The following is a 25,922-nucleotide window of genomic DNA, read 5'->3' as shown; positions in this document are numbered from 1 at the left end:
TGCCTTTCTTCGGCACGCATATCGGTCCGTTTATGGGAACGTATATGGCAAGGGGCATGGAGGACATGTTCCGCATGTTCAAGAAAGATATGTCCTTTGTTCAAGCCGTGATGGAAGTACGTACAGATTGGTGTATTGTATACAAACGCGCAGCAGAACTTGGCAGCGGAGTTGATCGTGATGGGCGATGACGCTGCTCATCGCGGCGGGTCAATGATCTCCCCGCAAATGTGGCGCGAGTTGGTCTTGCCCTATCATCAACGCGTGGTGCGGGAAATTCCTGTGCCTGTTATCTGGCATAGCGATGGCAAGATGGACAAGTTGCTGCCGTTCGCCGTTGAGGCTGGCTTTGCTGGCGTACACGGACTCGAAACGCTATCTGGCAACAAGTTGACGAAGTCAAGCCCAATATGGCGACAATTAATTTTGATCGGCAACGTGGATATCACCAATCTATTTTTTGAGCCAAATATCGACCTATTCGGCTGATGTAAACGCAGTTATGAACAAGGCGGCAGGGAAGGCTTTATGCTTTCTTCCTGCAACAGCATTTACCCCGGGATGAATCCCGAAGCCGTGCGCGAGTTCTTCCGCTGTCAGGTAGAATTTGGCGGAGAATGATTTTTTTACCACAGAGATTTTTGTGGTGAAACCAACCCGCGCAAAAAGGAAAAGAACATGGTTAAGAAACCTACCAAATCAGAACAGCCTACTTTATTGAAGAAGCCCGCCGCAAACAAATCATCGACGCGGCGTTGCAGACAATTGCCGAGCATGGATATACCCAAACGTCCTTTGCGGAGATTGCCAAGAGCCTGGGAATCACCAAGGGACTGATCGCCTATCACTTCAACGGCAAGCATGACCTCATCACCTCTGCGATTCACACCATCTTAAATCGACAAGGCGCATACATCCGTGGGCGCGTTGAAGAGGAAACCAAAGGCAGTGCCAAACTGCGCGTGTATATTGAATCCAGTTTCGAGTACATCTCGCAGAACCGTTCGCAGTTCGTGGCGCTGGTGGATTTGTGGGGCAGTTTTACTTCACCTGAAGAGAAGAAGGCATTCAGTGATTCCGCGTATGACCCTTGCCGTGCTCATCTCAAGAAAATTTTCCGTATTGGCGTGGAGCAGAAGGAATTTACGAAGTTCGATGAGCAAAGCATGGCGTCCATCATTCAAGGCGCGATTGACGGAATCATGCTGCAATGGGTCTTTGACCCGAAGGCAGTGGATTTGCAAGAGTCAAGCCGCGAGTTGAGTGAGATGTTTGTGAAGAGAGTCAAAAAGAATTAACCACAGAGAGCACAGAGCGCACGGAGATTCTTTTTATTTTTTTCTCTGTGAACTCTGTGTTCTCCATGGTGAAAAAAGCCAAAGGAGAATCGCGTATGGAGTGGAAGAGTTTAGGTCATTTGGTGGAGAGCGCGGCGGAGCGGTTTGGGGAGAAACCGTTATTCATCTTTGAAGATAAGCCGCTTTCGTTTGCAGAAGTCAATCGGCGGGCGAACAAAACGGCGAACGCGCTGAAGTCCATCGGCGTGACGAAGGGCGAGCGCGTGGCGGTGATGCTGCCCAACGGCGTGGACTTCCCCATCGTCTGGTTTGCGCTGGCGAAGTTGGGCGCGGTCATCGTGCCTGTCAACATCAACTACCACGACCATGATCTGACCTATACACTCGATGATTCGCAGGCGGGATTCTTCGTCGTCCACGAAAATTATATGGAGCAATGGGAGCGGGTGCGGGCGCACTTGCCATCAGTGAAGGAAACGCTGCTCGTGACTGAATCAGGCAACGGGTCAGATTGGATGCGTTTGGTTGATGAGTCATCCGACTCGTTTGAGTCATCCAACGTCACTGGCGAGGATTTGGTCAACATCCAATATACATCGGGCACGACGGGTTTTCCGAAGGGCTGCATGTTGCAGCAAAGATATTGGCTGATGCTTGGGCAGATCGCGGCGAATTATTTTGAGCTGACGCCAGCGGAATGCAACCTGACCGCGCAGCCGTTTTATTATATGGATCCGCAGTGGAACACAGTTTCGTGTTTGATCGGCGGTGCGCCATTGGTGATCCTGCCAAGATTTTCGCCGTCGCATTTTTGGGGAGAAGTGATTCGACATAACGTGACCGTGCTGTATTTGATCGGCACGATGCCGTTCTTTTTATTGAAGATGCCCGAAGATGCCTCTTTGGAACGCGGACATAAATTGAAAATGATTCTGTGCTCGGGGATTCATCCGAAGTTCCATGCCGAGTTTGAACGTCGTTGGGGCGTACCATGGCGTGAAGCATTTGGGATGACCGAAACAGGCGTGGATTTGATCGTGCCATTTGATGATGGTTTTTCGGTTGGCACGGGCGCGATGGGTAGACCGATTGCGACAAAAGAAGCGAGAGTGGTGGATACGAATGGAAACGATGTGCCCGAAGGCAGTGTAGGTGAATTGATCCTGCGCGGTGAACCGATGATGACGGGCTACTGGAACAAACCCGAAGCGACAGCGGAGGTCATGAAAAATGGCTGGCTGCACACTGGTGATATGGTCACAAAAGACGAGAAGGGATATTTCCACTGGCGGGCGCGTTTGAAGGATACGATCCGCCGTGCGGGTGAAAATATTTCATCGGTGGAAGTGGAAGGCGTGCTGATGGAACATCCCGCTGTGAAAGTGGCGGCGGTGGTGCCTGTCCCTGACGAGTTGCGCGGCGAAGAAGTGAAGGCGTATATCGTGTTGAAGGATGGATACACAAAAGAAAACGCTTCGCCTGAATCTATTTTGGATTATGCCCGTGAGCAGTTGGCGTATTTCAAAGTGCCGAGATTTATTGAGTATGCCGATGATTTACCGAGAACACCATCGGAGCGAGTCGAGAAGCATAAGCTGGTGAAATTGAAAGCGGACTTGCGCGTTGGAAGTTATGACGCAGTGGATAAGGTATGGAAATAAAAATCAAGTACATGGATTTTACGGATTGCACGGGTTTACACGGATTTTTTTAAAAAGAAAATCTGTGTTCTTTCCGTAAAATCAGTGCAATCCGTGTCCAAAAGTTTTTTGGAGACTTATGAACACACAACAACTCAACGAAACAATTTCAAAAACCCTCGCCGCATGGAATATCCCTGGCGCGGCGGTAGCGATTGCCCAAAGCGATGAGATTTTCGCGCCAAGGCTACGGCGTGCTCGAGGCGGGCAAGCCTGAAGCCGTGAACGCGGATACCATCTTTGCGATTGGTTCCACGACAAAGGCATTCACCTCCGCACTGATCGGCATGTTGGTGGATGAAGGCAAACTGGGATGGGATGACCTCGTGATTCAACATATCCCTGAGTTTGAGTTGTACGATGATTGGGTTGCGCGTCATGTCACCGTGCGCGATTTGCTCTGTCACCGCCTCGGCTTGGAACGCGCCCAGCGTCTCTACTACCATCGCGGATATGACCAGCGCGAACTCATGCGCCGCATGCGTTATCTCAAACCCACATCCAATTTCCGCACGCAGTTTCAGTATGCCAATCAACAATATGGCGTGGCGGGTTTGCTCATTGAAGCGGTCACGGGCAAAACATGGGATGATTTCATCACCGAAAGAATTTTCAACGCAATGAACATGTCCCACTCATTCAGTGGATATGACCGCGTTACCGACCACAAGAATTTTGCCTCGCCCCATGCTGTGCTCGATGAAACCTATCCTGCGGGCGTGCGTTTTCTTGGCGAGATGAGTGTCATCGAAAATTTCAAAATCGTGCATGAACCCGCTGGCTCGATTCATACTTCCGCGAATGACCTCGCGCAATGGCTCAAGGCATTACTCAATAACGGTGCGCCGCTCCTTCAACCTTCAACCTTCAACGAACTCACCACGCCGCAAATGGTCATGCAGGATGTGCTCAACTCCGAACTCGCGCCGCTCGCCTATCTGCAACCCGCCACCCATTTTTGGACGTACGGTCTCGGCTGGTGGGTCATGGATCTTCACGGTGAAAAAGTTCTCATGCATGGCGGGCAAATGCCTGGCTATAACTCCGCCGTCGCGTTTTTCCCGCAGCGTAAACTCGGTCTCGCCGTCATGGTCAATGTCCATCAAACGCTATCGCACGCCGCGTTGTTTTATGCGATTTCAGATATCTTGCTTGATAAAAGCGGACGCGACTGGTCATCGGAATTTCAGATGGTGGCGCAGGGATATATGGCAGAAGTCAAAGGTCAGGTGGACGACATGCGCCTCAAACGTGACCCGAACCTGACTCCGTCCAACAAGCTGGATTCCTACGCTGGGACATTTTCCAACGACCTGTTCGGCGATATGACTGTAACTATCAAAGATAACTCTTTGCAAATCACCTATGGAGCCAACACCGCCATCCTCGAACACTGGCAAGGTGACACCTTCCTCGCCCATTGGAATCTCAAAGCATTTTTGGATGACACAATGATTGCTTTCTCGTCCGATGGCAAGACAATGACATTACTCAACGACAGAGCGGAATACAAAAAAAAGTAATGCAAACTATTCTCTTCGGTCTCGCCTCGGCGCTATTTTGGGGCGCAGGTGACTTCGCAGGCGGGCTGGTTAGCCGTCGCGCTAATGCTGTGAGGGCGTCGTTGTATGTTCAAGCAGGCGGATTGATTCCCGTCCTTGCAATTGCGCTTTTCACCAGACAATTGACCATGCCTCTTGTTGATTGGTTGTGGTGCGGCGCAGCAGGTGTCATCGGCTCGTTGGGTTTTCTTGCTTTGTACCGTGCCCTTGCAGACGGGCAAATGTCCACTGCCGCGCCGATTGCAGCGGTCACATCTGCGGGGTTACCCGCCATTGTAGGCGTCGTGAGGGATGGAGTTCCATCCGCTTCAATTGTCGCTGGTTTTATTTTTGCACTGGCAGCCATCTGGCTTATTTCACAGAATGGGGCTGGTGCAATAAAATTACGACTGAAAGATTTGCTGTTGCCTTTTTTTGCGGGGCTGGGCTTCGGCATTTATTTCATCTTTGTTGATCTTGGCGGGCAGAGTAGCGTTTTTGCTCCGCTTGTTGCTGTCCGTGGTGCGGGTGGGTTGACATTAATGATCCTTGCCGCCTTTAGCAAAGAGTTACACCTGCCATCCCGTTCCATGCTGCCGCTTGTCCTTCTCAACATTAGCGTGGACGTGTTGGGCAGCGTGTTTTTTATCCTTGCTGTCCAATCAGGACGCATGGATATTGCCGCAGTCCTCGGCTCGCTATACTCTGGTGTAACGGTCTTGCTGGCATGGTTGATTTTGCGTGAAAAGATCAGTAGCGTTCAACGCATTGGCGTGGCAATTGCCCTGCTTGCGATCATCTTGATAACGATATAGGAATATACAATGAACCCAACCGAACTCATCCTCAAGAATTTTGAAAAAGTATCATCCATCCCGCGTGGTTCGAAGAACGAAGCGGCTATTCGTAACTGGCTCATTGAATGGGCGGCAGAACACAACTGCACCTCCAAGACAGACGCGGCGGGGAATCTCGTCATCTACGTCCCTGCCAGCGCAGGCTACGAAGACCGCCCGACGCTAATTTTGCAAGGTCACATGGACATGGTCTGCCAGAAGACGCTTGAGTCCACGCATGATTTCACCAAAAGACCCCATTCAACTTATCCGCGACGGTGACTGGATTCGCGCGAATGGCACCACCCTCGGCGCGGATAACGGTATTGGCATTGCATTGATGATGTCATTGGTTGAAGATGAGTCTGTCAAACATCCGCGGCTTGAGTTGCTGCTGACTGTCGAAGAAGAGTCGGGACTTGTCGGCGCAGATACCCTTGACCCAACGCTGCTAACAGGCAAAACACTTATCAATGTGGATTCTGAAACAGAAGGCGTTTTTACGGTGGGGTGTGCAGGCGGTGGAAGTGTGTACATGATATTACCCGTCACATGGGACTCACAAAAGCAGAATGAAGTTGCTTTTGAGTTGAAGGTCAGCGGCTTGCAAGGCGGGCATTCTGGAGAAGATATCAACAAGTTTCGCACGAACGCAAACAAACTCATCGCCCGCATACTGGACTTTATTCAACGCGATATGGAAATTCGCCTATCCACGCTCAAAGGCGGGACGGCGCGCAACGCCATCCCACGCGACGCGGAAGCAGTATTCGTTTGTGCGAAGGATAATGCGACACTGTGCAAAGAAAAATTCTCTGCCATTCAAGCCGTCGTCCAAAGTGAACTTGCCAAAACAGAGGCAGGGCTTGTGCTCACGCTGAACGAAATCAGCGGCGAGTCTTCCCGCACCATTAACTCCGCTGAAACTCAGGCAGCAATCCGCTTGCTGATGGCGTTGCCGCATGGAGTGACATCCATGTTTGCAGATATGCCCGCCTTCGTCGAAACGTCCAATAACATTGGCGTGATGGAGTTGAAAGAGGACGGGCTGTCCGTTGTCTCCACAAATCGCAGCGCGGTCTTTTCGAGATTGGATGAAATTACCAGACGAGTCGAAACTGTCGCATGGCTGGCAGGCGCAAAGACCGAAAGAACGAAAATGTTCCCACCTTGGCAGCCGAACATGGCATCCCCGCTTCTCAAGCAATGCGTCGACACATATCGCGGTATCGTCGAAGAAGACCCCAAGATCGAACTCACCCATGGCGGACTCGAATGCGGAATCATCAGCGACCGCTGCGGCGGATTGGATACCATCTCAATGGGACCGACAATCAGAGATTTACATTCACCAGAGGAACGGTTATATGTGCCATCACTTGCAAAGACTTGGGAGTTTTTGAAAACGTTACCGGCTATTTAAGTAATTTTGATATGCGCCATCTATTGCGTTAATTTTGAAACCGGCATGGGTAGACAGTGATAAATAAGATTTGTTGTGTTCCTGTCTACACCTCCGTTCTGGTAATGTAGTAATATCAGGCCTGATTAACCATGGTTTCAGAAAGGGGGGAGGAATTTAAAGTCATCCAGACAACACGCCTAGTGGGCTTTTTGGTTATAATGTCTTTTCTGAACTTACTATGTTTCATCTCGTTTTTAGATATGGCCGCGATTGACCTCGCTGTGCCTATCGCAGTGCTATAATTCACAAAATCTATGTTAGAATATGGATTGTGTGAAAATTCACAAACAAATTAAATTTCTTTTTAAGGAGAATTCAAATGTCAGTAAAAGTTGGTATTAATGGTTTTGGCCGCATTGGTCGTCTTGTTCTTCGAACACTCAAGGCTCGTTACCCGAAAGATATCGAAGTTGTAGCGGTTAATGATTTGTTTGACCCCGCAACAAACGCTCATCTTCTTAAGTACGATTCGACCTATGGTAATTTCGACGGCACAGTAGAAGTAAAAGACGGCAACCTCATCATTGACGGCAAGCCAGTCAAAGTCTCAGCTGAAAAAGACCCGGCCGCCATCAAGTGGAGTGAATCAGGTGTGGATATTGTCATCGAGGCCACCGGTTTCTTCACCGACGCCACCAAAGCCAAAGTTCACATCGAAGCCGGCGGCGCAAAGAAAGTGATCATTTCAGCACCTGCCAAGAACGAAGACATCACCATTGTGTTGGGTGTCAACGAAGACAAATACGATGCCAAGAAACACCACATCGTTTCCAACGCATCCTGCACAACCAATGGTCTCGCACCGGTTGCCAAAGTGCTCAACGACAAATTCGGCATTGATCGTGGTTTACTCACCACAGTCCACGCTTACACCGGCTCACAGAAATTGCAGGATGTTGGCGCAAAAGATTTGCGTGATGCCCGCGCTGCTGCCCAAAACATTGTGCCTTCTTCCACCGGCGCAGCCAAAGCAGTCGGTCTCGTCATCCCTGAATTGAAAGGCAAATTTGCCGGTATGGCTTTCCGCGTTCCCACGCCTACCGTTTCAGTGGTTGATTTCACCGCCATCTTAAACAAAGAAGCCAGCATCGAAGAAATTCGCGAAGCCATGCTTGAGTATGCCAATGGTTCCATGAAGGGCTATCTCAGCGTCACCGACGAACCTCTCGTCTCCACTGATCTGCGCGGCACAACTTTCTCCAGTGTCTTCAGCGCACTGGATACGATCGTTCTCGGCAACATGGTCAAGGTTGTAGCCTGGTACGACAATGAATGGGGTTATGCCTGCCGCACCGCTGACCTCACAGCATTGATGGCAAAAAAACTTTAATAAATAAATAAACAGGTACACAGGTAGATAGATCACTTGTGTACCTGTTTTCATGTGTACGTTCGAATATGGAGCAACAATGAAAAAGACAGTCAAAGATATTGACATCAAAAACAAACGCGTGCTCATGCGCGTGGATTTCAACGTGCCGATGGCTGATGGCAAAGTCACCGACGACAAGCGCATCAAAGCCGCACTGCCGACAATTAAATACGTGCTCGAACAGGGTGCATCTTTAATTTTGATGAGTCATTTAGGGCGACCAAAATCCGCATCTGACTCAGCCTTTAGCCTGCGTGCTGCTTCGGAAGCATTGGCTGCGCTGTTAGGGACTCCCGTGCAGATGGCGCCCGATTGCGTTGGCGCGGAAGTTGAGAAACTTGCGAAGGCCATGAAACCCGGTGACGTGATGATGCTGGAAAACACCCGCTATCACGCCGGCGAAGAAAAGAATGACCTCGATCTCGCCAAGCAAATGGCTGCTCTCGGTGATGTATATGTCAACGATGCGTTTGGTTCTGCGCATCGCGCACATTCTTCCACGGAAGGGATCGCACGCTTCCTGCCCGCTGTTTCCGGCTTCCTAATGGAACAGGAGCTTGAATATCTGGGACGTGCAGTTGCAAACCCTGTGCATCCTTATATCGCCATTCTTGGCGGGGCAAAGATCAGCGACAAGATTTTGGTTGTTGAAACTCTGCTTTCCAAATGCGATAAATTGATCATCGGTGGGGGAATGGCAAACACTTTCCTCGCTGCGCAGGGATTGAATATGCAAGACAGCCTCGTGGAAGCCGAATCTTTGGAATTGGCAAAAACCATTTTGGCGAAATCAAGCGATAAATTAATTCTCCCTGTGGATGCGATCATTGCTGATAAATTTGACGCGGAAGCCAACACCCAGATCGTGGATGTGGATAAGATCCCAGCTGGCTGGCGCATGCTCGATGTTGGCCCGAAGACTCTCGAACTGTATAAGACCTCCTTGAACGGAGTGAAGCTCGTGGTGTGGAATGGTCCCGTGGGCGTTTTTGAAATGCCAAAATTCGCCGAAGGGACGTTTGCCCTGGCGCGCATGTTGGCTGAATCCGGTGCGATCACAGTCATTGGCGGCGGTGACTCGGCCAGTGCGGTGAAGAAGGCTGGCGTTGCCAAGCAAATGACGCACGTCTCCACTGGCGGCGGTGCGTCACTCGAATTCCTTGAAGGCAAGGAATTGCCCGGCGTGGCGGCTCTGCTCGATAAATAATTGTTAGGTTGAATGCGGTGCAAATAAAAATTTGCACCGCATTTTGTTTCCTCTCACAGGGTGAGAATATATTTCGAAACAGAAGCAGGAAAAATTTAAGTGAGATACGTGGTTTTTATCCCACTTTTTGGGGTTTGGAGTATTGACCTGTCACTGATAAAATCCAAAAAATATTAATCAAACAGGAGCATTGAATGGAAAGTCCGAAAAATGTTTTGCCGAAGCCCAAGAGAACGATCGCGCAGATGATCATGATTGCTGTGATTGTTTTTTATGCTTGTTGCTTGTGGCCGCGGCGGGTATTGTCATTATTCCCAATCTTGGAAAATTTTCCATACCAGAGGTGCCGGACGGGTATCGCTATAATGGGATTGCGAGTGCCGAACTTCAGGAACAGGCTATCAATTAATTGAGAAGGAGGAAGGCGCTTTAAGCTGTGATACTATTTTATTAACTTCAGTGGATGTGTTGAACCTGCCGCAGGATGTGATCGATGCAAGTTGGGCGGAGTTGTGGCATTTGGATGCGTGTGGTGAGGAGCATACCTACGCGGTGAGTTTTTCTCCTGAACCTGCCGGCGGTATAAATGTTGTCGTATTACGAGTTGAAAATTAAATTTTTTAATGTAGAGGAAAATCATGGAAAATTCAATGGAATCAGATCAGGCTAAATCAAATTCAAACCGCAATATAATTATTGGTGTGGTGGTTGCTGTCGTTTTGTGTTGTTGCTGTGTGGTTACTGCTGCGGGGGGCTTTTATGGTTATCAAGGATATGTGGCTGCGCAATCAACTTATGAGCAGCTTCAAAATTTTGAAATTCCCACCGGGATTCCTTCGGATCCCAATGACCCAAACAGCCCAACGATTCCGATCCCTAATTTTGACAGCAGTGATGCTCCGCAAGGCGGGCTGACAGATGATTCCACGCGCATTGTGGCCTGGTCAACGGTGCAGATCTTTGCGGCGATACAGGGCTGTGCGGCTCCAACGGCAGAGGGAACGATAATTTCCATCACTCAGGAACCGGATTCCAGCGGTGTCTGGCAGGAAGAATGGACTGTAAATTGCGGTGATGGTACCTCACAGCTTTTTAATTTAACGTTGACGCCTGAAAACGGAATTGTGAATGTAAGCATTGACCTTAAATAGGGTATGGAAGGCGGGCGGAGATTTTTCTGTCCGCTTTTTAATGACCTGTTGTTTTTGTGCTGTTACGTGATGACTGATTTTGAAAAATAATTGCTCTCTGTACACGAGGTTTTTAATCAGACTTTAGGGTTTGTGTGCGGGCTAGAGAAAAAATAAAAATATGAATTTTTCACAGAAAATAAAGAGTAACGCCCTTTGGGATATTTCAAAGAATGGGGATTTGATTGCGCTGTTGATCTTTTTGATTCAAATCCTTTTTATGTTGTATCGTTTCATGCCGACTTTGCAGGATATTAATCTTTGGGATGAGGCGATTTATATCAACGCGGGCAGGGAGTTGATCAATGGAACCCTGACTCCATTTGAGTGGAATCCTTTTGTGGCGATATTCTATGCGTTCACTTATCTGCCTTTTAAGAGTTCTCCGTATTGGATGATGCAGAGCGCAGCTGTGGGGCGGGTGCTGTTGTTCGGGTTGATGTGGCTGGGTAGTTTTCTGATCGCAAAACGGTTGAGCAGGCTGTCTTATCCACTGGTGATGGCGGGAGTTTTATTTTCCATGACCGTTTTGACCGACATATTGGACAATCCGACGGATGCTTTGTTCGCTGCTATGTCCGGTTTTGCTTTTTGGAAGGTAATAACTTATTACGAAACCAGAGAAGAAAAACAACTCGGATGGATCTCATGTTTTCTGGGTTTGGCTGCGCTGTCAAGAAATGATGGTCTGGTTTTGTTTGTTATTTTTGTGGTTCTTTCTCTTTTGTTCCTGCGGTCTTCCGTTAATAAAATTAAACATCTTCTTTATACTGCGCTGCCCTTTTTGATTTTTGTTTTTGGCTATTTTCTTGTTTACGGATTTGTTACCGGAAACTTTTCTTTGGGAACCAGGGAAAGATCGTATATTGCTTTTGAGCAGGGACAGGCCGAGCTTTATCAGGAAAACGAATCCTGCCAACAGAGTTTTTCACGATGCGCGATCCTTGAGGCGCGTGAATTATATGGCACGCCCGTGGATAATAATTATTCGGTATTTACTGCGATTCGCAATAATCCCCGTGAGATGCTTGAGAGCGTTGTTCACAGCTTGAAGGTTTTGCCCGAGTTGGTCTATTCGGCATACGGCAAGCGGACCGCTTACATGGTATTCTTTCTTGCCATAGCTGGTATATTTGAATTGGCGCGGAAACGTCAATTTTTACTGCTCGGCTCTTTGTTGATATGGACAGCATATCTGGGCGTTTATTTCCTCACGTTTTTCCGCGCGGGCTATTTACAGACTCCGTACTTTGTTGTTTTTGTATTGGCCGCAATTGGGGTCACTTCACTGGTGAATTCGATTATCAGTGGACGAAAAGAATATTTGATCTGGACTGTGTTTCTTGTTATTTTGTCTGTGATCGGTGTATATAGGTCTCTGAATTATCTTTATTTCAATACTTTGGTTTTATTGGGAATCATTTGGGCTGGGAAATTGGCAAGTCGCAGCCGTGTAGAGGAAATTCCCATAACGCTTTATCTCATTTTTCTAGCAGGCGGCATGATCGTGAGGGGCGCCTATAATCCTCCACAGATACAAATTTGGGGGAAGATTCCCGAAGAGCAGGCGATTGTCTTTTTGCAAGAAACTTTCCCTGAAGACTCTCTGGTTGCGGCGGGCGCTCCGGGGCTGTAGCTGCTCGCATGGACTATTTTGAAATAGGGATCTAGATGGTGTTGTCACTTCTCCAGAGGATTTGTATGCACAACTTTCGAGCCTTGGGGTGCAGGCAATTTATGTGACAGCTTTTATCCAGTAGAAACAGCCATATCTATGAGTTGATCGACGCCGGAGTCGGAGATGAATTTGAGCAAATATTCTCGGTCGGGATGGTTCCATTCAAGTTTTACGAGTCAGACCGTAGTATTCTCCTATGACAGCAATCTTCGTCCCGCTTACCATGCACGGCGGAACGTTATACATTTCAATTTACAGACAATTTACAGACAATTTACAGCGTGAGCAACTGAAATTAATAACACTCGACTATAATCGGGGAAATTCGCAAGCGGAGATTCAAGTATGTCCTTCAATATTGGTGAGAACGTTGGTCCATATCGGATCATCGAGCAGCTTGGTCAAGGCGGCATGGCAACTGTCTACAAAGCCTATCATGCCGCGCTTGACCGTTACGTTGCTTTAAAAGTTTTACACCCGGCATTTCATCAGGATCAGACATTTACAATGCGTTTCCAGCGCGAAGCACGTGTGGTTGCACGTTTGGAACACCCGAATATTGTCCCGGTTTATGATTATTCAGAATATGAGGTGCGGCCTTTTCTTGTAATGAAATACATCGAAGGCGATACTCTAAAAGCCCGCTTAAATAAAGGCCCGCTTACTTCAGAGGAGATCGAGCGGGTGGTTAATTCGGTGGGGTCTGCTCTGGCATACGCCCACAGGCAGGGAATTCTGCATCGTGATATAAAACCTTCCAACGTTATGATTGCAGCGGATGGAACGATGTATCTCGCAGATTTTGGCCTTGCGCGAATCGCAGAAGCTGGCGAATCCACCATGTCATCAGATTCAATCATGGGTACGCCGCAATACATTTCCCCCGAACAGGCAATGGGCAAGAAAGACCTCGATGCTGGAACAGATATTTATTCCTTTGGCGTTATGTTATATGAAATGGTGGTCGGACAGGTTCCATTCAGCGCCGATACGCCGTTTTCAATTATCCACGACCATATTTATACTCCATTGCCTTTACCGATCAAGGTCAACCCCAAGGTGCCCGAGCCTGTTCAGCGTGTTTTGTTGAAGGCGCTAGCAAAAGACCGGCTGGATCGTTATGAAAGTACCGAGGAACTGATCGAAGCGTTCAAAGATGCGTGGCTTGAAGCCGGCATTCCGATGCAAGGTACAGCCATTACCATGCGCCCTGGAACTTTAAAAACAGACCGGACAAATTCTAAAAAACAAATTGCCGCGCCTGCCGCCAGCGAATCTAAAAAACGTTCTCCGTGGATGTGGGTGAGTGTGGCTCTCGTTGCTTTGCTTTGTTTGGCGGTTGCTTTTGCCGCTGTCTTAAGAAACCGGGCTGCTCTTTTGGTTGAGGCGACTTCTGTGCCTACCGTCTCATATTAACACAGCAACGCCCATTCTTCCCAATCCTTTGCCTACCGTACCCGGCCCGGGCGGCCAGGGCGGTCCTGGTGGAAATTCCACAATGCCCACTGTGCAAAACGCTTCCCCTGAAGTGCTTGCTAATATGGAACTGGTTAGAAAAAACCCGGGTGATCCGGCTGCGCATCTACAGCTTGCCATTGCCCTATGGGATATGAAAGAAACCATCCCGTCCATGTCAGAACTCGTGCAAGCCGCCAATTTAGCCGGCCCCGGTAATAAGGAATTTTTCATCCGCGCCGCAGAAGAATTTAAGGATCGTGAAGCCTGGATTCCAGTTGCAGGAATGTATTTACGCGCATCCCAGATCTATCGTGAGACAGAGATGCCTGTTGAACTGGAACATGATTTTCATGAAGCTATATATAAGGCTTCAGAACAAAAAGATATGCCCGGCTTCGTTTTCTTTGACCGTATTGATTCCGTTAGCCAGCCGCTTGGTTTTATTGCGCGCGCCCGGCACGCTTTATATAATGTTTCTTTGGAAGAAGCAAAACGGCAGTTATTACAGGCCGAGCAAGCGCAGCCCAATATGTCTGAATCGCTGTTATTAAAAGCAGAGATTGCTTTAAAAGAAGGCGAAACAGAAGAAGCAAAAAATATATTACTTACCCTTTCATCAGATTCTGACGCGCCCGAGTGGATACGCCTCATGGCTGATGAATATCTCAAAACAATATTATAAGGATCACATATATGCGAACACCATTAGTTGCAGGGAATTGGAAAATGAACAAGACCATCGCCGAAACGCGCGATCTGGTCTTCAAGATGAGCCTTCAATTACGCGAGATCAACGGCGTCGACAAGGTTCTATGTCCGCCGTTCATGTCACTCATGGCCGCCTCAGCGCTGCTTGAAGGATCTGGCATCAGCCTTGGCGCTCAAAATATGCATTGGGAGGAAAAAGGCGCATTCACCGGCGAAATTTCCCCTGCAATGGTAAAGGAATTATGCCGTTACGTTATTCTTGGACATTCCGAACGGCGCGCTTATTTTGGCGAAACCAATGAAATTGTGAATCGGAAATTGATCTCCGCCCAAACCTTTGATCTGACCCCGATCGTTTGTGTTGGCGAGACGCTGGAACAATACGAATCAAACCGTACCCGTGAAGTTGTTTCTGCTCAAACCAGCCAGAGTCTCAGGGACGTATCTCCCGCTTTTGCCTCCCGCATCATCGTCGCCTACGAACCCGTCTGGGCGATAGGAACAGGTAAGGCGTCCAATGGTATTGAAGCGAATGCAGTTGTAAAAGATATCATCCGCCCCGCGTTGACAGAGTTATTTGGCAGTGAAACTGCTCAAGCCATTCGCGTACTTTACGGCGGCTCCGTCACTGCTTCCAACGCTGCGAATTCTTCAATAACCTGATATTGACGGCGCACTTGTTGGTGGGGCCAGCTTGAAAATAGATGAGTTTGCGGCATTGCCAAAGCCGCTGCGTAGATCGTCAATACAATATTTATAAGCATCATCATCCACCTGCATAGCTGCGAATATGCCCTTTTCAGGTCTGCTCTGGTTTATTCTATTACTTCTGCCGCTGGTATTTTTCCAGCGGCTTTTGCATCGTGAAATACAAGCTGTTTTTCTTATTGTCACGCGCAATGCACAGTTGACAATTGGGCTGTTCTCGATCCTGTTTTTCCCCGGTGTATTTTTGCATGAACTTAGTCATTTTTTGATGGCGAAGCTATTAGGTGTGCGCACTGGCAGGTTTTCACTTATGCCAGCCAGTCTGCCTGACGGACGTTTGCAAATGGGGTATGTGGAAACCGAGCAAACAGATATCGTCCGCGATTCATTGATTGGTCTCTCGCCGCTGATCGCAGGCAGTTCCTTTGTCGCCTACGCGGGGATCAATCACATGCAAATCCTCACCCTGTGGGATGTGCTGCTTCACGGCCAGATCAATTTGTTTTGGATGGGTCTGGGACTTCTTCCTGGTGAAGGACTTTTATCTCTGGTTCTATTTGCTTTTGCAGTTTCCAGCACAAATGATGCCTTCTGAATCTGATAGGCATGCCTGGCTTCCGCTTGGTCTATGGGCTGCGGTTTTGCTTGCCCTGGCGATCTTTGCCGGTGCAGGGACATGGATGTTGGAAAACCTTGCCCCATTTCTAAATAATTTTTTAAATGTAGCGGCAACTTTATTTGGGCTTAGTTTGATTCTGCATATCGTGCTTTTGCTGCCGATCGTGCTGGTTCATCGTATCGTATCTCGCATCACGGGTTTGGATGTGAAATAATTTTTTAAAATTATCCTTTAACATAGGAAAATTTTTCACAGATGATGCCATCCCTTACCTGGAATATGTCAACTCCTCGAACGTCTCTCTTCTTTCCTGCTGCATCGACCCAATGGTATCTCCAGCGCATAATACATCGAATCCCAAAGCCAAAAACTTCCTCGATTTCGATATGAGCATGCGGGGATGCATGGAAGAAGTCTTGCCAGTATTGGGTGATTACTTCCTTTCCCGAATATACAGTTCCATTAGGAGCTGGTTCAGCATGTTCGATCACACAATCGTCGCTCATGAGCAGTATCATATTGGCGACATCATGACGGTTAAAAGCCTTGTTGAATTCAAGTACAACACGAATCGCTGACTCTATTTTTGACATGCGGGTTGGACTCATATGGAAACACCTATTTTGTTTTTATTGTTTGAAAAAAACTTCAAGCGTTTCATTTACTAATTTCGGTTGTTCATACATGGGCATGTGCCCAGCATTTTCAATAAGCCAGAATTGATCAGGGGAAAGCCATTCAGCAATAAATCCGGCCCAGATTGCGGTGAGCGTCCGATTTTGTGCTCCCCAGCCCAGTAATACAGGCAAAAAAGTGAGCGGGCTTTTGCCGGGGTGACTGAAAACATTAAAACTATCCAATCCCATCACCAGCCAGTATAGTGACGCTCTTAACCTGGGGGTCAAGGCGCTGTTGTTGAATGAATTGATTAAGTGTTGGATGTAAATCAGGTTCATTGTTTGCATAGATCAAGTGTGTACTTAATTGTTGCAAGTCAGGATGACTTGTAAGGTCAATCATATACTGAAGGAGCGCCTTCCTAAAGCCGTATGAGGACGTAAATCTGCCCAGAATTGTAAATACGGATTGAGCATTGGCGTACCGCCACAGATATTGAACAAAGCCAATGAGGTTACTTTTTGCGGCTGATGTAAGGCGAACTCAAGCGCAACCGAAGCCCCGATACAATTCCCGACCAAAATGGGTTTGTGACAATCCAGGGTTTCGAGCAGCGCGGATAACCCTTGTACATAGGCATTTAGGGTGAGTGGTTCGAAAGGCCGATATGAACGCCCAAATCCCGGCAAATCAGGAGCGATGACACGGTATTTGGAAGAGAAATGTTCAAGTTGATGTGCCCAATTCCACAGTGTGCCGCCCCCGTTGTGTAAAAAAATGACAGGTATGCCCGATCCCTTGTCAAACACATTCCAGGTTTGACCATGTATCACAGTTTGAATCTGATATGTTTCGAGCAATTCTTCTGGTGAAATTACCTGGCCGTTGGTTGGCATTATTTATTGTTGATCCATGTACTCGTTCATCCGCTGAATAATTGTTGCGCATTTTACTGGACGTTTTGACTGTTTGTGCTGATTTTGCCTTGCGTTAAAGAATCGCGTTTCCCGGATAGGTAATAAATAGAATTTATCTGTATTAGGAAAAACGTCCCAAAGGTTGCCATGAGGCGGCCAAATTCTCGAAATAAACCTTCGGAGCGGTACTTGTATTTTATTTCGGCTAAAGTCTAATCTATGTGTATTCCTATAAACGCATCCTGAGCGAGGCTGAAGGACGCACTTGTTTTTTTGCTCAAGATGTACTTCCTTAAATTTTTACTCCCGCTTTTTTATTAAAACCACTCCATGCGCTGGCATATAGAATGTGCTTGCGAGCCGGGACTTTTTCCACACGTTTTAATCCAATCAATTTCAGCGGACAGACTTTCGCGCAGGCATTCAGCAGAGAAATCTGCACGTTCCTGTTGCGAAGCATGAGATAGATTCAATGCGCCCTGTACAAATTTTGTTTCAAGTTCATCACGTTCAGCCGCATAGGTTTTGAGGCGTTCAGGATAATTTAGCAATGTGGCGCGATGTAGCTTTTCATGAGTCCAAAACAGGGAGGCTGAATCTGTTGTGGATGCTGGAACAGGCCCAAAGTTAAGAGAAGAAGCGGTGTCCATCCACATCGGTTTGAAAATGCTGGTGCAGGGGGCAGATGTGCCAGTGGCGAAAATGATCGGGGTGTTGCCATCCAAATAAGTGACCATTGATGCCGTGCTTTGACTGATGTGGATCGGGCCAAAGCCTGCATGCATACACACATCCACTGATGCGATGCCGGTGGTTTGTGGATCGAAGTTTTCATCGTTGTGATGGCGCAGCGTGCCCATCATGGATTGAATATTGAAATTGCCTTTATCTTGTTCGAGCAGGTGGGTGGTGGTGGCGCGGCGTGTGCGGCCTTTGCCAAAAGTGGTAAAAAAAGAAAATCGGAATAATCCTTTGTGTAATTAAAACTTCCGGCTGATTTGGCAAGGCCTTTTTGCAAAGCAAGATTTATAAGATCAGAAGAAGCCATGTCCCATTGACTGCCAAGCGTGAAGCAATTTGAAATGGAATACACATCCTGCACCTGACGCGCCGCCCATTGCTTATCCACTGTTTCAAGCACCCAGGCATCATCAGCGTTGGCGATCAGGAAACTGTTGTGATAGTACATGGTCTCGCCATGTGCAGCGCAATTGCCGCCCTGACCAAATTCTTCGAGCAGATCAATGATCACTTGCATGGCTTCGCGCGGGGTAACGGCGCGTTCGAGCGCGGCGCGTAACAGATCTATGCCGAGCAGCGCCGGTTTTTTGTTGGCCGGAATTTTTGAATACACCGCTTCATTGCCGATCACGAGTCCGTGCTCGTTGATTCCCATTACTGCGCCCCACATCCAGAAAGGTTTGGATAAAAGTACTGCGTGTGTTTTCTCAACCTGTGGAATTTCGATATACGTGCATTTTAATACGCTTCCCGCGTTGTAGGTTTGAGCAGGGAAGTAGACCATGGATTGACCTTCATTTACGGGTCTATCGGAGTTTTTGCCAAAGATGGCAATGCCGTTTGATGTGGAGAGTTTGGTGGCGATCAGAGTGTCACACATGGTTCACCTTTAATAACTTATGGAATGTTGGCTTGGCTGAATTGATTTTTCAGAGTATAGCATATAAAAAATCCTGGCATACCCATGCCGGGATTTTTGTTCTTTGTAAATATCTTATGGGCTAAAGTCAAAAGTGAAGATTGGAATAATGATGATAGGTGTGGGTGATTTAAAGATGAGGATGGGAGTAAGGATAATGATCCCGCCGCTGGTTGAGGTGGCAGATGGAACCGGTGTTTGTGTTTGGGTGGCGCGTCCCCGGGCAGGTTACAGTCCAGTACAGCAAGGGTGATGAAAACTACCGATAATAAAATATTTTTTTGCAAACATTAAATTCTCCTCCGAGAGATTGATGCTCGCATTATAGGCGCACTTGATAAAAATTTAACTCCACCATTTCTCCCATAGTGTGATCAGCATTTTCACACGCACCCGAATGCGCGCATCGGCGTTTGCAACAGCCCACAAAGACTTTGTGTTTTGAAAAACATCGTCTTCCAATTTCTCAAAACCATCCCACTCGTCCTCCATAAAATCCTTCATCTCGGAGGGCGTATCCCAATAATAAAAAAAGGCAAATTCTTTTTCTTCTTTTTTGACATACCACCTGCGGGATTCAACTTTCCGCATCGCCTGAAACGCCGCTTCATCATCTGCCACCGCCGCAGGCAGATCGGTCAATCTACCTGCAAGCTGATACCCCGTCGAAGAAGAGACTTCCACCGACCAGTTTGACTCCACGGGCCGCAGATCGATCAGCGTTCCCTTTGGCTTGAGCGTTCTTCGTATTTCATCCAGAGCATGGACCATGCTCGCATGTTGCATTCATCACAACGACCATGCCAGAATGGCGATATCAAAAGATTCGTTTACAAAGGGAATATGGCTCGCGCTCGCCTGCGCAAAGTGGACATGCCCCTGCGCAGTGGCGGGGGTTTCTGCACGAGCCACGCGTACTGCGTCGCGGTCAGGATCAAATCCAACGGTAAAGTTGGATACGTTGGCGTATTTCCATGTCAACCGGCCTTCGCCGCATCCCACTTCGAGAATGCGTTGATTTGAAAATCGTGCAAATTTATGCAAAATCTTTTTTTCGAATCCTTCCGGGTCTCGTTGCATGGTTATTGAGCCTGTTGAAATAGGGTCATTTATTACCCAGCTTCTTCATTGTTTTTACTGACACAGTTACCAGCTCTTTTAAGACCTTCTTATCCACATCATCCAGTTTCTTGATATACAGACATCCAACACTGGTTTTATGCTTGCCCAGTTTTTTTAACAGGTCTTTATGCAGATCGAATCCGCTCATCAGATACAGCGTCAGGTTTTGTTTGCGCGGCGAAAAACCGGTCAACATCCAATCGCCTTCACGTCCACCGGAGCCTTGATAGTGATAGCTCCCAAACCCGACAATACTTGCTCCCCACATTTTCGGCGCTTCCTTTGTAACCTGCTTCATGAGCTTAAGAATTTCAAAGCAATCTGCGCGCTTTTGCTCATCTTCGATCGAGTTAAGAAAACTTTCCACGCTTGCATCATTGACTTTCGTCTTTAATTCAACCTTCTTTGCCATCTTATCCTCCAGCCTCTAAAGATCAACCGCATACCCATTTAAAGGTTTGCACCAAACGAAAGCCTTACCTGGAGTGACCAGCTTTTTTAAATGATTCGTTGACCAGTTCCTGTAAAACATTCGTGTCAACATCTGTAAGCTTCTTTATATACAAACATCCCTTGCCCGTTGTATGTTTACCGAGCTTCTTCAAAAGCGGATTTTCAAGATCATTGCCCAGACCGATATACAGGGTAATGTTCTGCTTGCGCGGCGAAAATCCGATTTGCATCATATCGCCTTCCCGTCCGCTTTCGTATTTGTAATGATACGAACCGAACCCGATAATGGCTGTTCCCCACATTTTGGGCTCCTGTTTTGAAGCCCGTTTCATCATCTTAATGATCTCCAAACAATCCTTGCGTTTTTGCTCATCTTCCACAGCATTTAGGAATTCTTCCACGCTCGCATCATTGATCTTTGTTTTTAAGTCAGCCATAAGAGTCTCCTATCAATAAAAGATTTTGATTTTCGTGCTTGGGTTTTTATCATAATACCAATTTCTCTACTGCACATGCAAACCCTAAAAGCCTACCTTGCTTTCATAAAAGCCTAATTCACAAAAAGCCCTTTAGAGTTTTTGCGAAATAAATATGTGTTAGCGAAATATCAGTTACAAAATCTTGTAATACACCTGCGGCTCTTTTCTTTCCACTGCCTGCTCTGCATTGACAGCCAGACGCAGTAATAAACTTTCTTCCCAGGCACGCCCCATGGCTTGCATACCGATTGGCATCCCGCTTTTGGTGTAGCCAACAGGAAAGGAGACAGCCGGCAGACCGGTCATGTTGGCGGCTGTTACAAAACGCATGATCTCAATTGTGGTTGATAGGTCTGATTCTCCATTGGGCAGCGCACCTTTTTTTATTTCCGGCGCGGTGATGGCGGTGGTTGGTGTTAAGACCATATCCACTTCTTTGAAGACACGCTCAAAGTTTTTGATGATGCGTGTGCGGGCGCGTTGTGCCAGAATATAATCCTGTGCTGAGAAGGCGCGTCCCAGAGCAAGGTTGAGGCGTACATCCAATCCATGTTGACGGTGATGCTCGGCGTAGGTGTAACTCATGGCTTGCACCATTTCACTCACAATCGAGACCGTATGCGCGATGCGATTTAATTCCAGATCAGGAATGACGATCTCGCGGATCTCTGCGCCCATATCTGTGAAGCGGTTAAGCATTGTTTCGCAGGCAGTGACCACTTCTGCGTCGGCATGTTGGAACCAGGCTTTATACACGCCGAGTTTGATGCCGCGTAAATTAAGTTCATTCCAATTTTCAAGGGTGGGTAATGGTTGATGTAATGATGTGGGGTCGTGCAGGTCGGGGCCGGCCATCACAGCGTAGGCTAAAGCCGTATCGGTGGCAGTCCCCGCTAACGGGCCGATATGAGCCACGCTCCAATCCAGTGGGGCGGCGCCGTGTTCACTGATTCGTCCGAAAGTGGATTTCAATCCGAAGATTCCACAGAATGAAGCGGGGATGCGAATTGAGCCTCCGCCGTCTGCGCCAATGGCAACGGGGACAAGCCCTGCGGCGACAGCTGTTGCTGAACCACTGGAACTTCCGCCGGTGAAGTGGCTTGTGTGATATGGATTGCGCGTCGTGCCGTGATGTGGATTTAATCCAGTCACGTTGATGCCGATCTCATGCATGTTGGTTTTTCCGACCAACAACGCGCCCGCAGCACGCATCCGCGCTACAACACTCGCATCTTCTTTGGCTGGAGATTTTCCCAGAAAGGAAGTGCCAACCGTGGTGTGATAAGGCAGCATGTCCATTTCATCTTTGACTGCAACTGGGACGCCGTCAAAGATGCTGAGCGGTTTGCCTGCTTTTATGCGCAGCGTAGCTTCGCGCGCCTGTCGCATGACATCTTCACGCTGGACGGCAATCACTGCCCGTAAAGGCGGTGTGGATGAGTTACTGGTTTCAATGGCGTCCAGTAATTTTTTTGCAACTTCTTCTGGTGTGGTTTTTCCATCGCGATAGGCTTTGGCGTAATCAAATACGGTTGCGAAATGAAATCCGCGCGATTCTGTGGCTGATTCTTTCGGCCATTCTTTTTCTGGAACCGCCGAATCTTTGTGCGCAAGTGTGCCTGTGAAGTGGATCGGATGGTGTGTTGGATTTTCATCCAATACTTGTTTGCGCAGCCAGCTAATGCCCGAGCTTTCAAAAGACTTGGGGTTAACAATCCACCCAGCGGTCCTTCGACCAGTGAAACGAACAGGCGTAACAATCCGCCGGAGAGATAGGGGAGTTTGACAGATTTCAGATCGTAAACGTTTTTGTTTTCCATGTTCATCCTGTTCCAAATTGTCTATCACCCGCATCACCGAGGCCGGGGACAATATAGGCGCGTTCGTTAAGGTGATCGTCTATTGCGGCGAGATAAATATCAATATCAGGATGTGCGGTTTGCATGGCTTTTATGCCTTCAGGCGCGCCGATCAGCCCGACAAATTTTATTTTTTTCACGCCCCAGCGTTTAAGAATATCAGCGGTGGCAGTGGCCGAGCCGCCTGTTGCAAGCATTGGGTCAAGAATCAGACAGACAGAAACGCGTGGATCGATCGGGAGTTTGTTGTAATACTCCACGGGCTGAAGCGTTTTTTCGTCACGATACAGTCCAATATGCCAGACTTCGGCAGACGGCATCAGCTCCCAGATCCCTTCCATCATGCCAAGCCCCGCGCGCAGAATGGGGACGAGCCCGATCTTTTCCTTAAGTTCCTGTGCGGTCATTTTGGTGAGCGGGGTCTCAATTTCAATTGGCATTGTTTGCAGATCGGCGGTGGCTTCGTATGCAAGAAGTCCCGCGATTTCTCTGACGAGTTCGCGGAACTTTTTGGGTTCGGTATTTTTATCTCTTAATCGTGAAAGTTTGTGAGCAACAAGCGGGTGTTTGGATGCGTAGACAGTGGACATGAAATGCTCCTATTTTTGAAGTTTCCCTATTATAGCGTGAGAATGTGAGTCTGTTTTATTTCTTGACAAGGGAGTTGGTTTTATGTAAAATAGTAAACACTGTAAACAATTGTAAACATATATAACAAAAGGTGACTGAATGGCACAGACAAGACGTGAAAAATTACGAGATGCGACCCGCGAAGAGATCATGTCTACAGCGTGGAAGCAGATCGGCGAAGTGGGCGCTTCGGGACTTTCCCTGCGCGGGATTGCCCGCGAGATGGGGATGACGGCGCCCGGGCTGTATCGCTACTACAAAGACCGCGATGCTCTGGTCACCGCATTGTTGATGGATGCCTTCGGCTCGTTCACCTCCGCGCTGGAAACTGGTCGGGATTCCCGTAAGGCAGATGACCACGCTGGAAGATTTTCCGCGATGTGCAAATCCTATTTTCAATGGGCGATACAAAATCCACAATGCTATATGCTTTTGTTTGGGACACCGATTCAAGGCTACATGTTTGCCGAGGAATTAGGGCCGGTTGCGCGGCGAAGTTTCCTTGTGCTACAAGGTGTGATAGGGGAGGCGTATGTGGCAGGAAAAATAAAAGGGGAGTTCACTGCTCTTCGGCTGCCGGCCAGCCTCAAAGTCCAGTATTAGGCGCTTGGAAAATTTGGAATGCCATACACGGGAACCGTCACACAGTTGGCATTGTCCGCCTGGTCAATGATCCACGGGATGACTTCCTGTATCTCTATAATTATTTGTCAGGATTTTTACAAGGCGGCGTGGATGCCTTTGTTGATTTTGAGATCGAAAAAATGAGAAAAATTTTGGGGCTGGAATAAAGGAGAAAATATGGCACGTCAACTTCCCATGCGGCAGCGCATTCGCAAAGCACTCGTAATCATTGCGTTTTTGTCTTTCCCTGTGACGATGAATTTTCTGTCACCTTATGTCATTATCGATGGCGCGATGAACGGCGTTGTGAATGGCAGTTTGATTATGTTTGGATTGATGTTTTTGTCTTCGCTGTTCTTTGGCCGTTTGTGGTGCGGATGGATTTGCCCGGGCGCGGGGATGCAGGAAATGATGGAGCCGGTGAATAACAGGGCGGTCAACGGCGGGAAGATCGATTGGATCAAATGGACGATCTGGGTTCCGTGGCTTTCGTTGATCGTTTGGTTTGCAGTGAGCGCGGGCGGTTACAAGCGTGTGGACTTTTTACACCTGACCGAAAATGGAATTTCCGTGGCAGGCACGCCTGACCGCCCGATATTTTTTGCCTACCTGATCTATTACATTGTGGTCGCGTTGTTTGTGGGGCTGGCAATGTTTGCAGGGAAGCGGGCGGGATGTCACACCATTTGTTGGATGGCTCCCTTCATGATGATCGGGCGCTGGATACGAAATCTTTTTGCGTGGCCTTCGCTCCGGCTGGTCGCGGACTCGTCTGCCTGTACGAATTGCAAGTCGTGTACGAAAAGCTGCCCGATGAGCTTGGACGTCAATGCAATGGTGCAGATCGAAAAGATGGAACACGCTGAATGTATTTTATGCGGCACCTGTGTGGATGGCTGCTCAAAGAAGGCCATCCGCTATTCGTTCTCAGCGGGAAAGTAAATAAAGGATGTGGAAAAAATGAACACAAAGACTTCGTGGATTCAAAAAAATTCTTTGCTTGGATACTTCATTTTGGCATATGCAATTTCGTGGACGATCGGCATTCCGCTCGCTTTGATTGCTCAGGGAAAAGTTAGCTGGCAGATTCCCTTTCCTTTGCATTACTTGTATGCCTACGGCCCGATGCTTTCGGCTTTGATCATGACCGGACTTACAAAAGGCAAATCTGGCATTGCTGATATTTTCAAGCGCTTATTCAAGTGGCGTATCGGTTTCAGTTGGTGGATGATTTCCCTTTCCCCGTTGGCGGCATATTTTGTGATCGCGCTTGTTCAGCGCATGATTCAAGGCGAGTGGGTGGATTTCAATCTTTTGGGCGAAGTCAATTTCCTGCCTAATTTGGGAGTCTGGCGCGCTTTTCCTGTGGATCTTCACCTATGGTATTGGTGAGGAAGTTGGTTGGCGCGGATATGCCCTGCCGCGCTTGCAGGAAAAAATGAGCGCATTGAACGCGACTCTTGTGCTGGGTGTGCTTTGGGCCTTATGGCACTTGCCGATTTTCTTCTACTTGTTCGACCCTGCCATTGCCATTGGCTGGTTCTTCGGTCTGATGAGCGGCGCAATCCTTTTTACATGGCTTTACAACAGCACGGATGGAAGTCTGCTGGCGGTTGCGCTTTGGCATGGCGCATTCAATTTCATCACGGCTTCTGCGGCGGGCGAGGGGCTTGGCGCTGCGATCATGAGCACGCTTGTGATGGTTTGGGCTGTGGTGCTGATCTTTGTTTACAAGCCCGCAAATTTATCCACACAGGAAAAGCAGGTTATTAAGTAGGGG

Annotated in this window: 35 protein-coding genes and 1 pseudogene; 24 read left to right on the top strand and 12 right to left on the bottom strand. The window is 48.1% G+C overall.

Annotated features, from left to right (window positions below):
* From IPL71_RS16195 to IPL71_RS16100, 20 genes and pseudogenes are all read left to right on the top strand, one after another.
* Nucleotides 1-191, top strand: a 191-nt coding sequence (locus IPL71_RS16195; protein ID WP_345323396.1) for a hypothetical protein, incomplete at its 5' end; no start/stop codon positions are given.
* Entirely contained in the window at nucleotides 181-489 is a 309-nt protein-coding gene (locus IPL71_RS16190; RefSeq protein WP_345323410.1) for a uroporphyrinogen decarboxylase family protein, read from the top strand. The genes IPL71_RS16195 and IPL71_RS16190, both read left to right, overlap by 11 nt.
* Nucleotides 490-698: 209 nt before the next feature.
* Nucleotides 699-1,298: a TetR/AcrR family transcriptional regulator gene (locus tag IPL71_RS16185; protein WP_345323408.1), complete on the top strand. Its 600-nt coding sequence runs from the start codon at nucleotides 699-701 to the stop codon at nucleotides 1,296-1,298.
* Nucleotides 1,299-1,393: 95 nt separating this feature from the next.
* A complete protein-coding gene (locus IPL71_RS16180; protein WP_345323395.1) occupies nucleotides 1,394-2,959 on the top strand; it encodes an AMP-binding protein in 1,566 nt (521 codons plus the stop codon).
* Nucleotides 2,960-3,077: 118 nt separating this feature from the next.
* Nucleotides 3,078-3,215, top strand: coding sequence for a hypothetical protein (locus IPL71_RS16175; protein WP_345323394.1), 138 nt, complete (start codon nucleotides 3,078-3,080; stop codon nucleotides 3,213-3,215).
* Nucleotides 3,166-4,521, top strand: a complete 1,356-nt coding sequence (locus IPL71_RS16170; RefSeq protein ID WP_345323393.1) for a serine hydrolase — start codon at nucleotides 3,166-3,168, stop codon at nucleotides 4,519-4,521. Before IPL71_RS16175 ends, IPL71_RS16170 begins: the two co-directional genes overlap by 50 nt.
* Nucleotides 4,521-5,354, top strand: coding sequence for an EamA family transporter (locus tag IPL71_RS16165; protein WP_345323392.1), 834 nt, complete (start codon nucleotides 4,521-4,523; stop codon nucleotides 5,352-5,354). The genes IPL71_RS16170 and IPL71_RS16165 overlap by 1 nt, the downstream gene beginning before the upstream one ends.
* 9 nt (nucleotides 5,355-5,363) lie before the next feature.
* Nucleotides 5,364-5,657: a hypothetical protein gene (locus IPL71_RS16160; RefSeq protein WP_345323390.1), complete on the top strand. Its 294-nt coding sequence runs from the start codon at nucleotides 5,364-5,366 to the stop codon at nucleotides 5,655-5,657.
* Entirely contained in the window at nucleotides 5,614-6,798 is a 1,185-nt protein-coding gene (gene pepD, locus IPL71_RS16155) for a beta-Ala-His dipeptidase (RefSeq protein ID WP_345323388.1), read from the top strand. Before IPL71_RS16160 ends, pepD begins: the two co-directional genes overlap by 44 nt.
* A 361-nt stretch (nucleotides 6,799-7,159) precedes the next feature.
* Nucleotides 7,160-8,170, top strand: a complete 1,011-nt coding sequence (gene gap, locus IPL71_RS16150; protein ID WP_345323386.1) for a type I glyceraldehyde-3-phosphate dehydrogenase — start codon at nucleotides 7,160-7,162, stop codon at nucleotides 8,168-8,170.
* A 79-nt stretch (nucleotides 8,171-8,249) separates the two neighbouring features.
* A complete protein-coding gene (locus IPL71_RS16145) occupies nucleotides 8,250-9,419 on the top strand; it encodes a phosphoglycerate kinase (RefSeq protein WP_345323384.1) in 1,170 nt (389 codons plus the stop codon).
* A 190-nt stretch (nucleotides 9,420-9,609) separates the two neighbouring features.
* On the top strand, nucleotides 9,610-9,828 hold the full coding sequence (locus tag IPL71_RS16140; protein WP_345323382.1) for a hypothetical protein: 219 nt from the start codon (nucleotides 9,610-9,612) through the stop codon (nucleotides 9,826-9,828).
* Between the two features lie 56 nt (nucleotides 9,829-9,884).
* The gene (locus tag IPL71_RS16135; protein WP_345323380.1) at nucleotides 9,885-10,034 is read left to right on the top strand and encodes a hypothetical protein; all 150 of its coding nucleotides are present in this window, start codon (nucleotides 9,885-9,887) and stop codon (nucleotides 10,032-10,034) included.
* Between the two features lie 23 nt (nucleotides 10,035-10,057).
* Nucleotides 10,058-10,570, top strand: coding sequence for a hypothetical protein (locus IPL71_RS16130; RefSeq protein WP_345323378.1), 513 nt, complete (start codon nucleotides 10,058-10,060; stop codon nucleotides 10,568-10,570).
* A 160-nt stretch (nucleotides 10,571-10,730) separates the two neighbouring features.
* The gene (locus IPL71_RS16125; RefSeq protein ID WP_345323376.1) at nucleotides 10,731-12,245 is read left to right on the top strand and encodes a hypothetical protein; all 1,515 of its coding nucleotides are present in this window, start codon (nucleotides 10,731-10,733) and stop codon (nucleotides 12,243-12,245) included.
* A gap of 387 nt (nucleotides 12,246-12,632) precedes the next feature.
* The gene (locus tag IPL71_RS16120; RefSeq protein ID WP_345323374.1) at nucleotides 12,633-13,703 is read left to right on the top strand and encodes a protein kinase domain-containing protein; all 1,071 of its coding nucleotides are present in this window, start codon (nucleotides 12,633-12,635) and stop codon (nucleotides 13,701-13,703) included.
* 82 nt (nucleotides 13,704-13,785) lie between these two features.
* Entirely contained in the window at nucleotides 13,786-14,427 is a 642-nt protein-coding gene (locus IPL71_RS16115; protein WP_345323372.1) for a tetratricopeptide repeat protein, read from the top strand.
* An 11-nt stretch (nucleotides 14,428-14,438) separates the two neighbouring features.
* A pseudogene (gene tpiA, locus IPL71_RS16110) lies at nucleotides 14,439-15,213 on the top strand (triose-phosphate isomerase).
* Between the two features lie 30 nt (nucleotides 15,214-15,243).
* A complete protein-coding gene (locus IPL71_RS16105; RefSeq protein WP_345323370.1) occupies nucleotides 15,244-15,756 on the top strand; it encodes a hypothetical protein in 513 nt (170 codons plus the stop codon).
* Nucleotides 15,743-15,994 carry a hypothetical protein gene (locus IPL71_RS16100; protein ID WP_345323368.1) on the top strand — a complete coding sequence of 84 codons (252 nt, stop codon included), beginning with the start codon at nucleotides 15,743-15,745 and terminating at the stop codon, nucleotides 15,992-15,994. Before IPL71_RS16105 ends, IPL71_RS16100 begins: the two co-directional genes overlap by 14 nt.
* A gap of 10 nt (nucleotides 15,995-16,004) precedes the next feature.
* Here the strand turns inward: IPL71_RS16100 and IPL71_RS16095 are convergent, their stop codons facing one another.
* The 12 genes from IPL71_RS16095 to upp form a co-directional block, all read right to left on the bottom strand.
* Complete coding sequence (locus IPL71_RS16095) at nucleotides 16,005-16,388, bottom strand: nuclear transport factor 2 family protein (RefSeq protein WP_345323366.1); 384 nt, start codon at nucleotides 16,386-16,388, stop codon at nucleotides 16,005-16,007.
* A gap of 21 nt (nucleotides 16,389-16,409) precedes the next feature.
* Entirely contained in the window at nucleotides 16,410-16,640 is a 231-nt protein-coding gene (locus IPL71_RS16090; protein WP_345323364.1) for an alpha/beta fold hydrolase, read from the bottom strand.
* Nucleotides 16,633-16,800 carry a hypothetical protein gene (locus IPL71_RS16085; RefSeq protein WP_345323362.1) on the bottom strand — a complete coding sequence of 56 codons (168 nt, stop codon included), beginning with the start codon at nucleotides 16,798-16,800 and terminating at the stop codon, nucleotides 16,633-16,635. Before IPL71_RS16085 ends, IPL71_RS16090 begins: the two co-directional genes overlap by 8 nt.
* Nucleotides 16,797-17,294: an alpha/beta fold hydrolase gene (locus IPL71_RS16080; protein ID WP_345323360.1), complete on the bottom strand. Its 498-nt coding sequence runs from the start codon at nucleotides 17,292-17,294 to the stop codon at nucleotides 16,797-16,799. The genes IPL71_RS16085 and IPL71_RS16080 overlap by 4 nt, the downstream gene beginning before the upstream one ends.
* A gap of 338 nt (nucleotides 17,295-17,632) precedes the next feature.
* Nucleotides 17,633-18,178 (bottom strand): hypothetical protein, encoded by a 546-nt coding sequence (locus IPL71_RS16075; protein WP_345323358.1) that lies wholly within the window; start codon nucleotides 18,176-18,178, stop codon nucleotides 17,633-17,635.
* Nucleotides 18,175-18,936 (bottom strand): C69 family dipeptidase, encoded by a 762-nt coding sequence (locus IPL71_RS16070; protein WP_345323356.1) that lies wholly within the window; start codon nucleotides 18,934-18,936, stop codon nucleotides 18,175-18,177. The genes IPL71_RS16075 and IPL71_RS16070 overlap by 4 nt, the downstream gene beginning before the upstream one ends.
* 384 nt (nucleotides 18,937-19,320) lie before the next feature.
* The gene (locus tag IPL71_RS16065) at nucleotides 19,321-19,761 is read right to left on the bottom strand and encodes a hypothetical protein (protein WP_345323354.1); all 441 of its coding nucleotides are present in this window, start codon (nucleotides 19,759-19,761) and stop codon (nucleotides 19,321-19,323) included.
* Between the two features lie 3 nt (nucleotides 19,762-19,764).
* Nucleotides 19,765-20,055 (bottom strand): class I SAM-dependent methyltransferase, encoded by a 291-nt coding sequence (locus IPL71_RS16060; RefSeq protein WP_345323352.1) that lies wholly within the window; start codon nucleotides 20,053-20,055, stop codon nucleotides 19,765-19,767.
* Between the two features lie 25 nt (nucleotides 20,056-20,080).
* Nucleotides 20,081-20,509 (bottom strand): DUF1801 domain-containing protein, encoded by a 429-nt coding sequence (locus IPL71_RS16055; protein ID WP_345323350.1) that lies wholly within the window; start codon nucleotides 20,507-20,509, stop codon nucleotides 20,081-20,083.
* A 64-nt stretch (nucleotides 20,510-20,573) separates the two neighbouring features.
* Nucleotides 20,574-20,987, bottom strand: a complete 414-nt coding sequence (locus tag IPL71_RS16050; RefSeq protein WP_345323348.1) for a DUF1801 domain-containing protein — start codon at nucleotides 20,985-20,987, stop codon at nucleotides 20,574-20,576.
* 174 nt (nucleotides 20,988-21,161) lie between these two features.
* The gene (locus IPL71_RS16045) at nucleotides 21,162-22,688 is read right to left on the bottom strand and encodes an amidase (RefSeq protein ID WP_345323346.1); all 1,527 of its coding nucleotides are present in this window, start codon (nucleotides 22,686-22,688) and stop codon (nucleotides 21,162-21,164) included.
* A 163-nt stretch (nucleotides 22,689-22,851) separates the two neighbouring features.
* Nucleotides 22,852-23,478 (bottom strand): uracil phosphoribosyltransferase, encoded by a 627-nt coding sequence (gene upp, locus IPL71_RS16040; RefSeq protein WP_345323344.1) that lies wholly within the window; start codon nucleotides 23,476-23,478, stop codon nucleotides 22,852-22,854.
* 139 nt (nucleotides 23,479-23,617) lie between these two features.
* On the opposite strand from upp, the gene IPL71_RS16035 reads away from it, so the two are divergent.
* The 4 genes from IPL71_RS16035 to IPL71_RS16020 all read left to right on the top strand — a co-directional run bounded on the left by IPL71_RS16035 (nucleotide 23,618) and on the right by IPL71_RS16020 (nucleotide 25,919).
* Entirely contained in the window at nucleotides 23,618-24,121 is a 504-nt protein-coding gene (locus IPL71_RS16035) for a TetR/AcrR family transcriptional regulator (protein ID WP_345323342.1), read from the top strand.
* 198 nt (nucleotides 24,122-24,319) lie between these two features.
* Nucleotides 24,320-25,084: a 4Fe-4S binding protein gene (locus IPL71_RS16030; RefSeq protein WP_345323340.1), complete on the top strand. Its 765-nt coding sequence runs from the start codon at nucleotides 24,320-24,322 to the stop codon at nucleotides 25,082-25,084.
* A gap of 18 nt (nucleotides 25,085-25,102) precedes the next feature.
* Entirely contained in the window at nucleotides 25,103-25,534 is a 432-nt protein-coding gene (locus tag IPL71_RS16025; protein WP_345323338.1) for a hypothetical protein, read from the top strand.
* Nucleotides 25,446-25,919 (top strand): CPBP family glutamic-type intramembrane protease, encoded by a 474-nt coding sequence (locus IPL71_RS16020; RefSeq protein ID WP_345323406.1) that lies wholly within the window; start codon nucleotides 25,446-25,448, stop codon nucleotides 25,917-25,919. The genes IPL71_RS16025 and IPL71_RS16020 overlap by 89 nt, the downstream gene beginning before the upstream one ends.
* The last annotated feature ends 3 nt before the right edge of the window (nucleotides 25,920-25,922 follow it).

Origin of the sequence: Candidatus Villigracilis proximus (assembly GCF_016717045.1) — a bacterium.
Taxonomy (GTDB): Bacteria; Chloroflexota; Anaerolineae; order Anaerolineales; family Villigracilaceae; genus Villigracilis; species Villigracilis proximus.
This window is presented reverse-complemented; position numbering and strand designations above follow the sequence as displayed.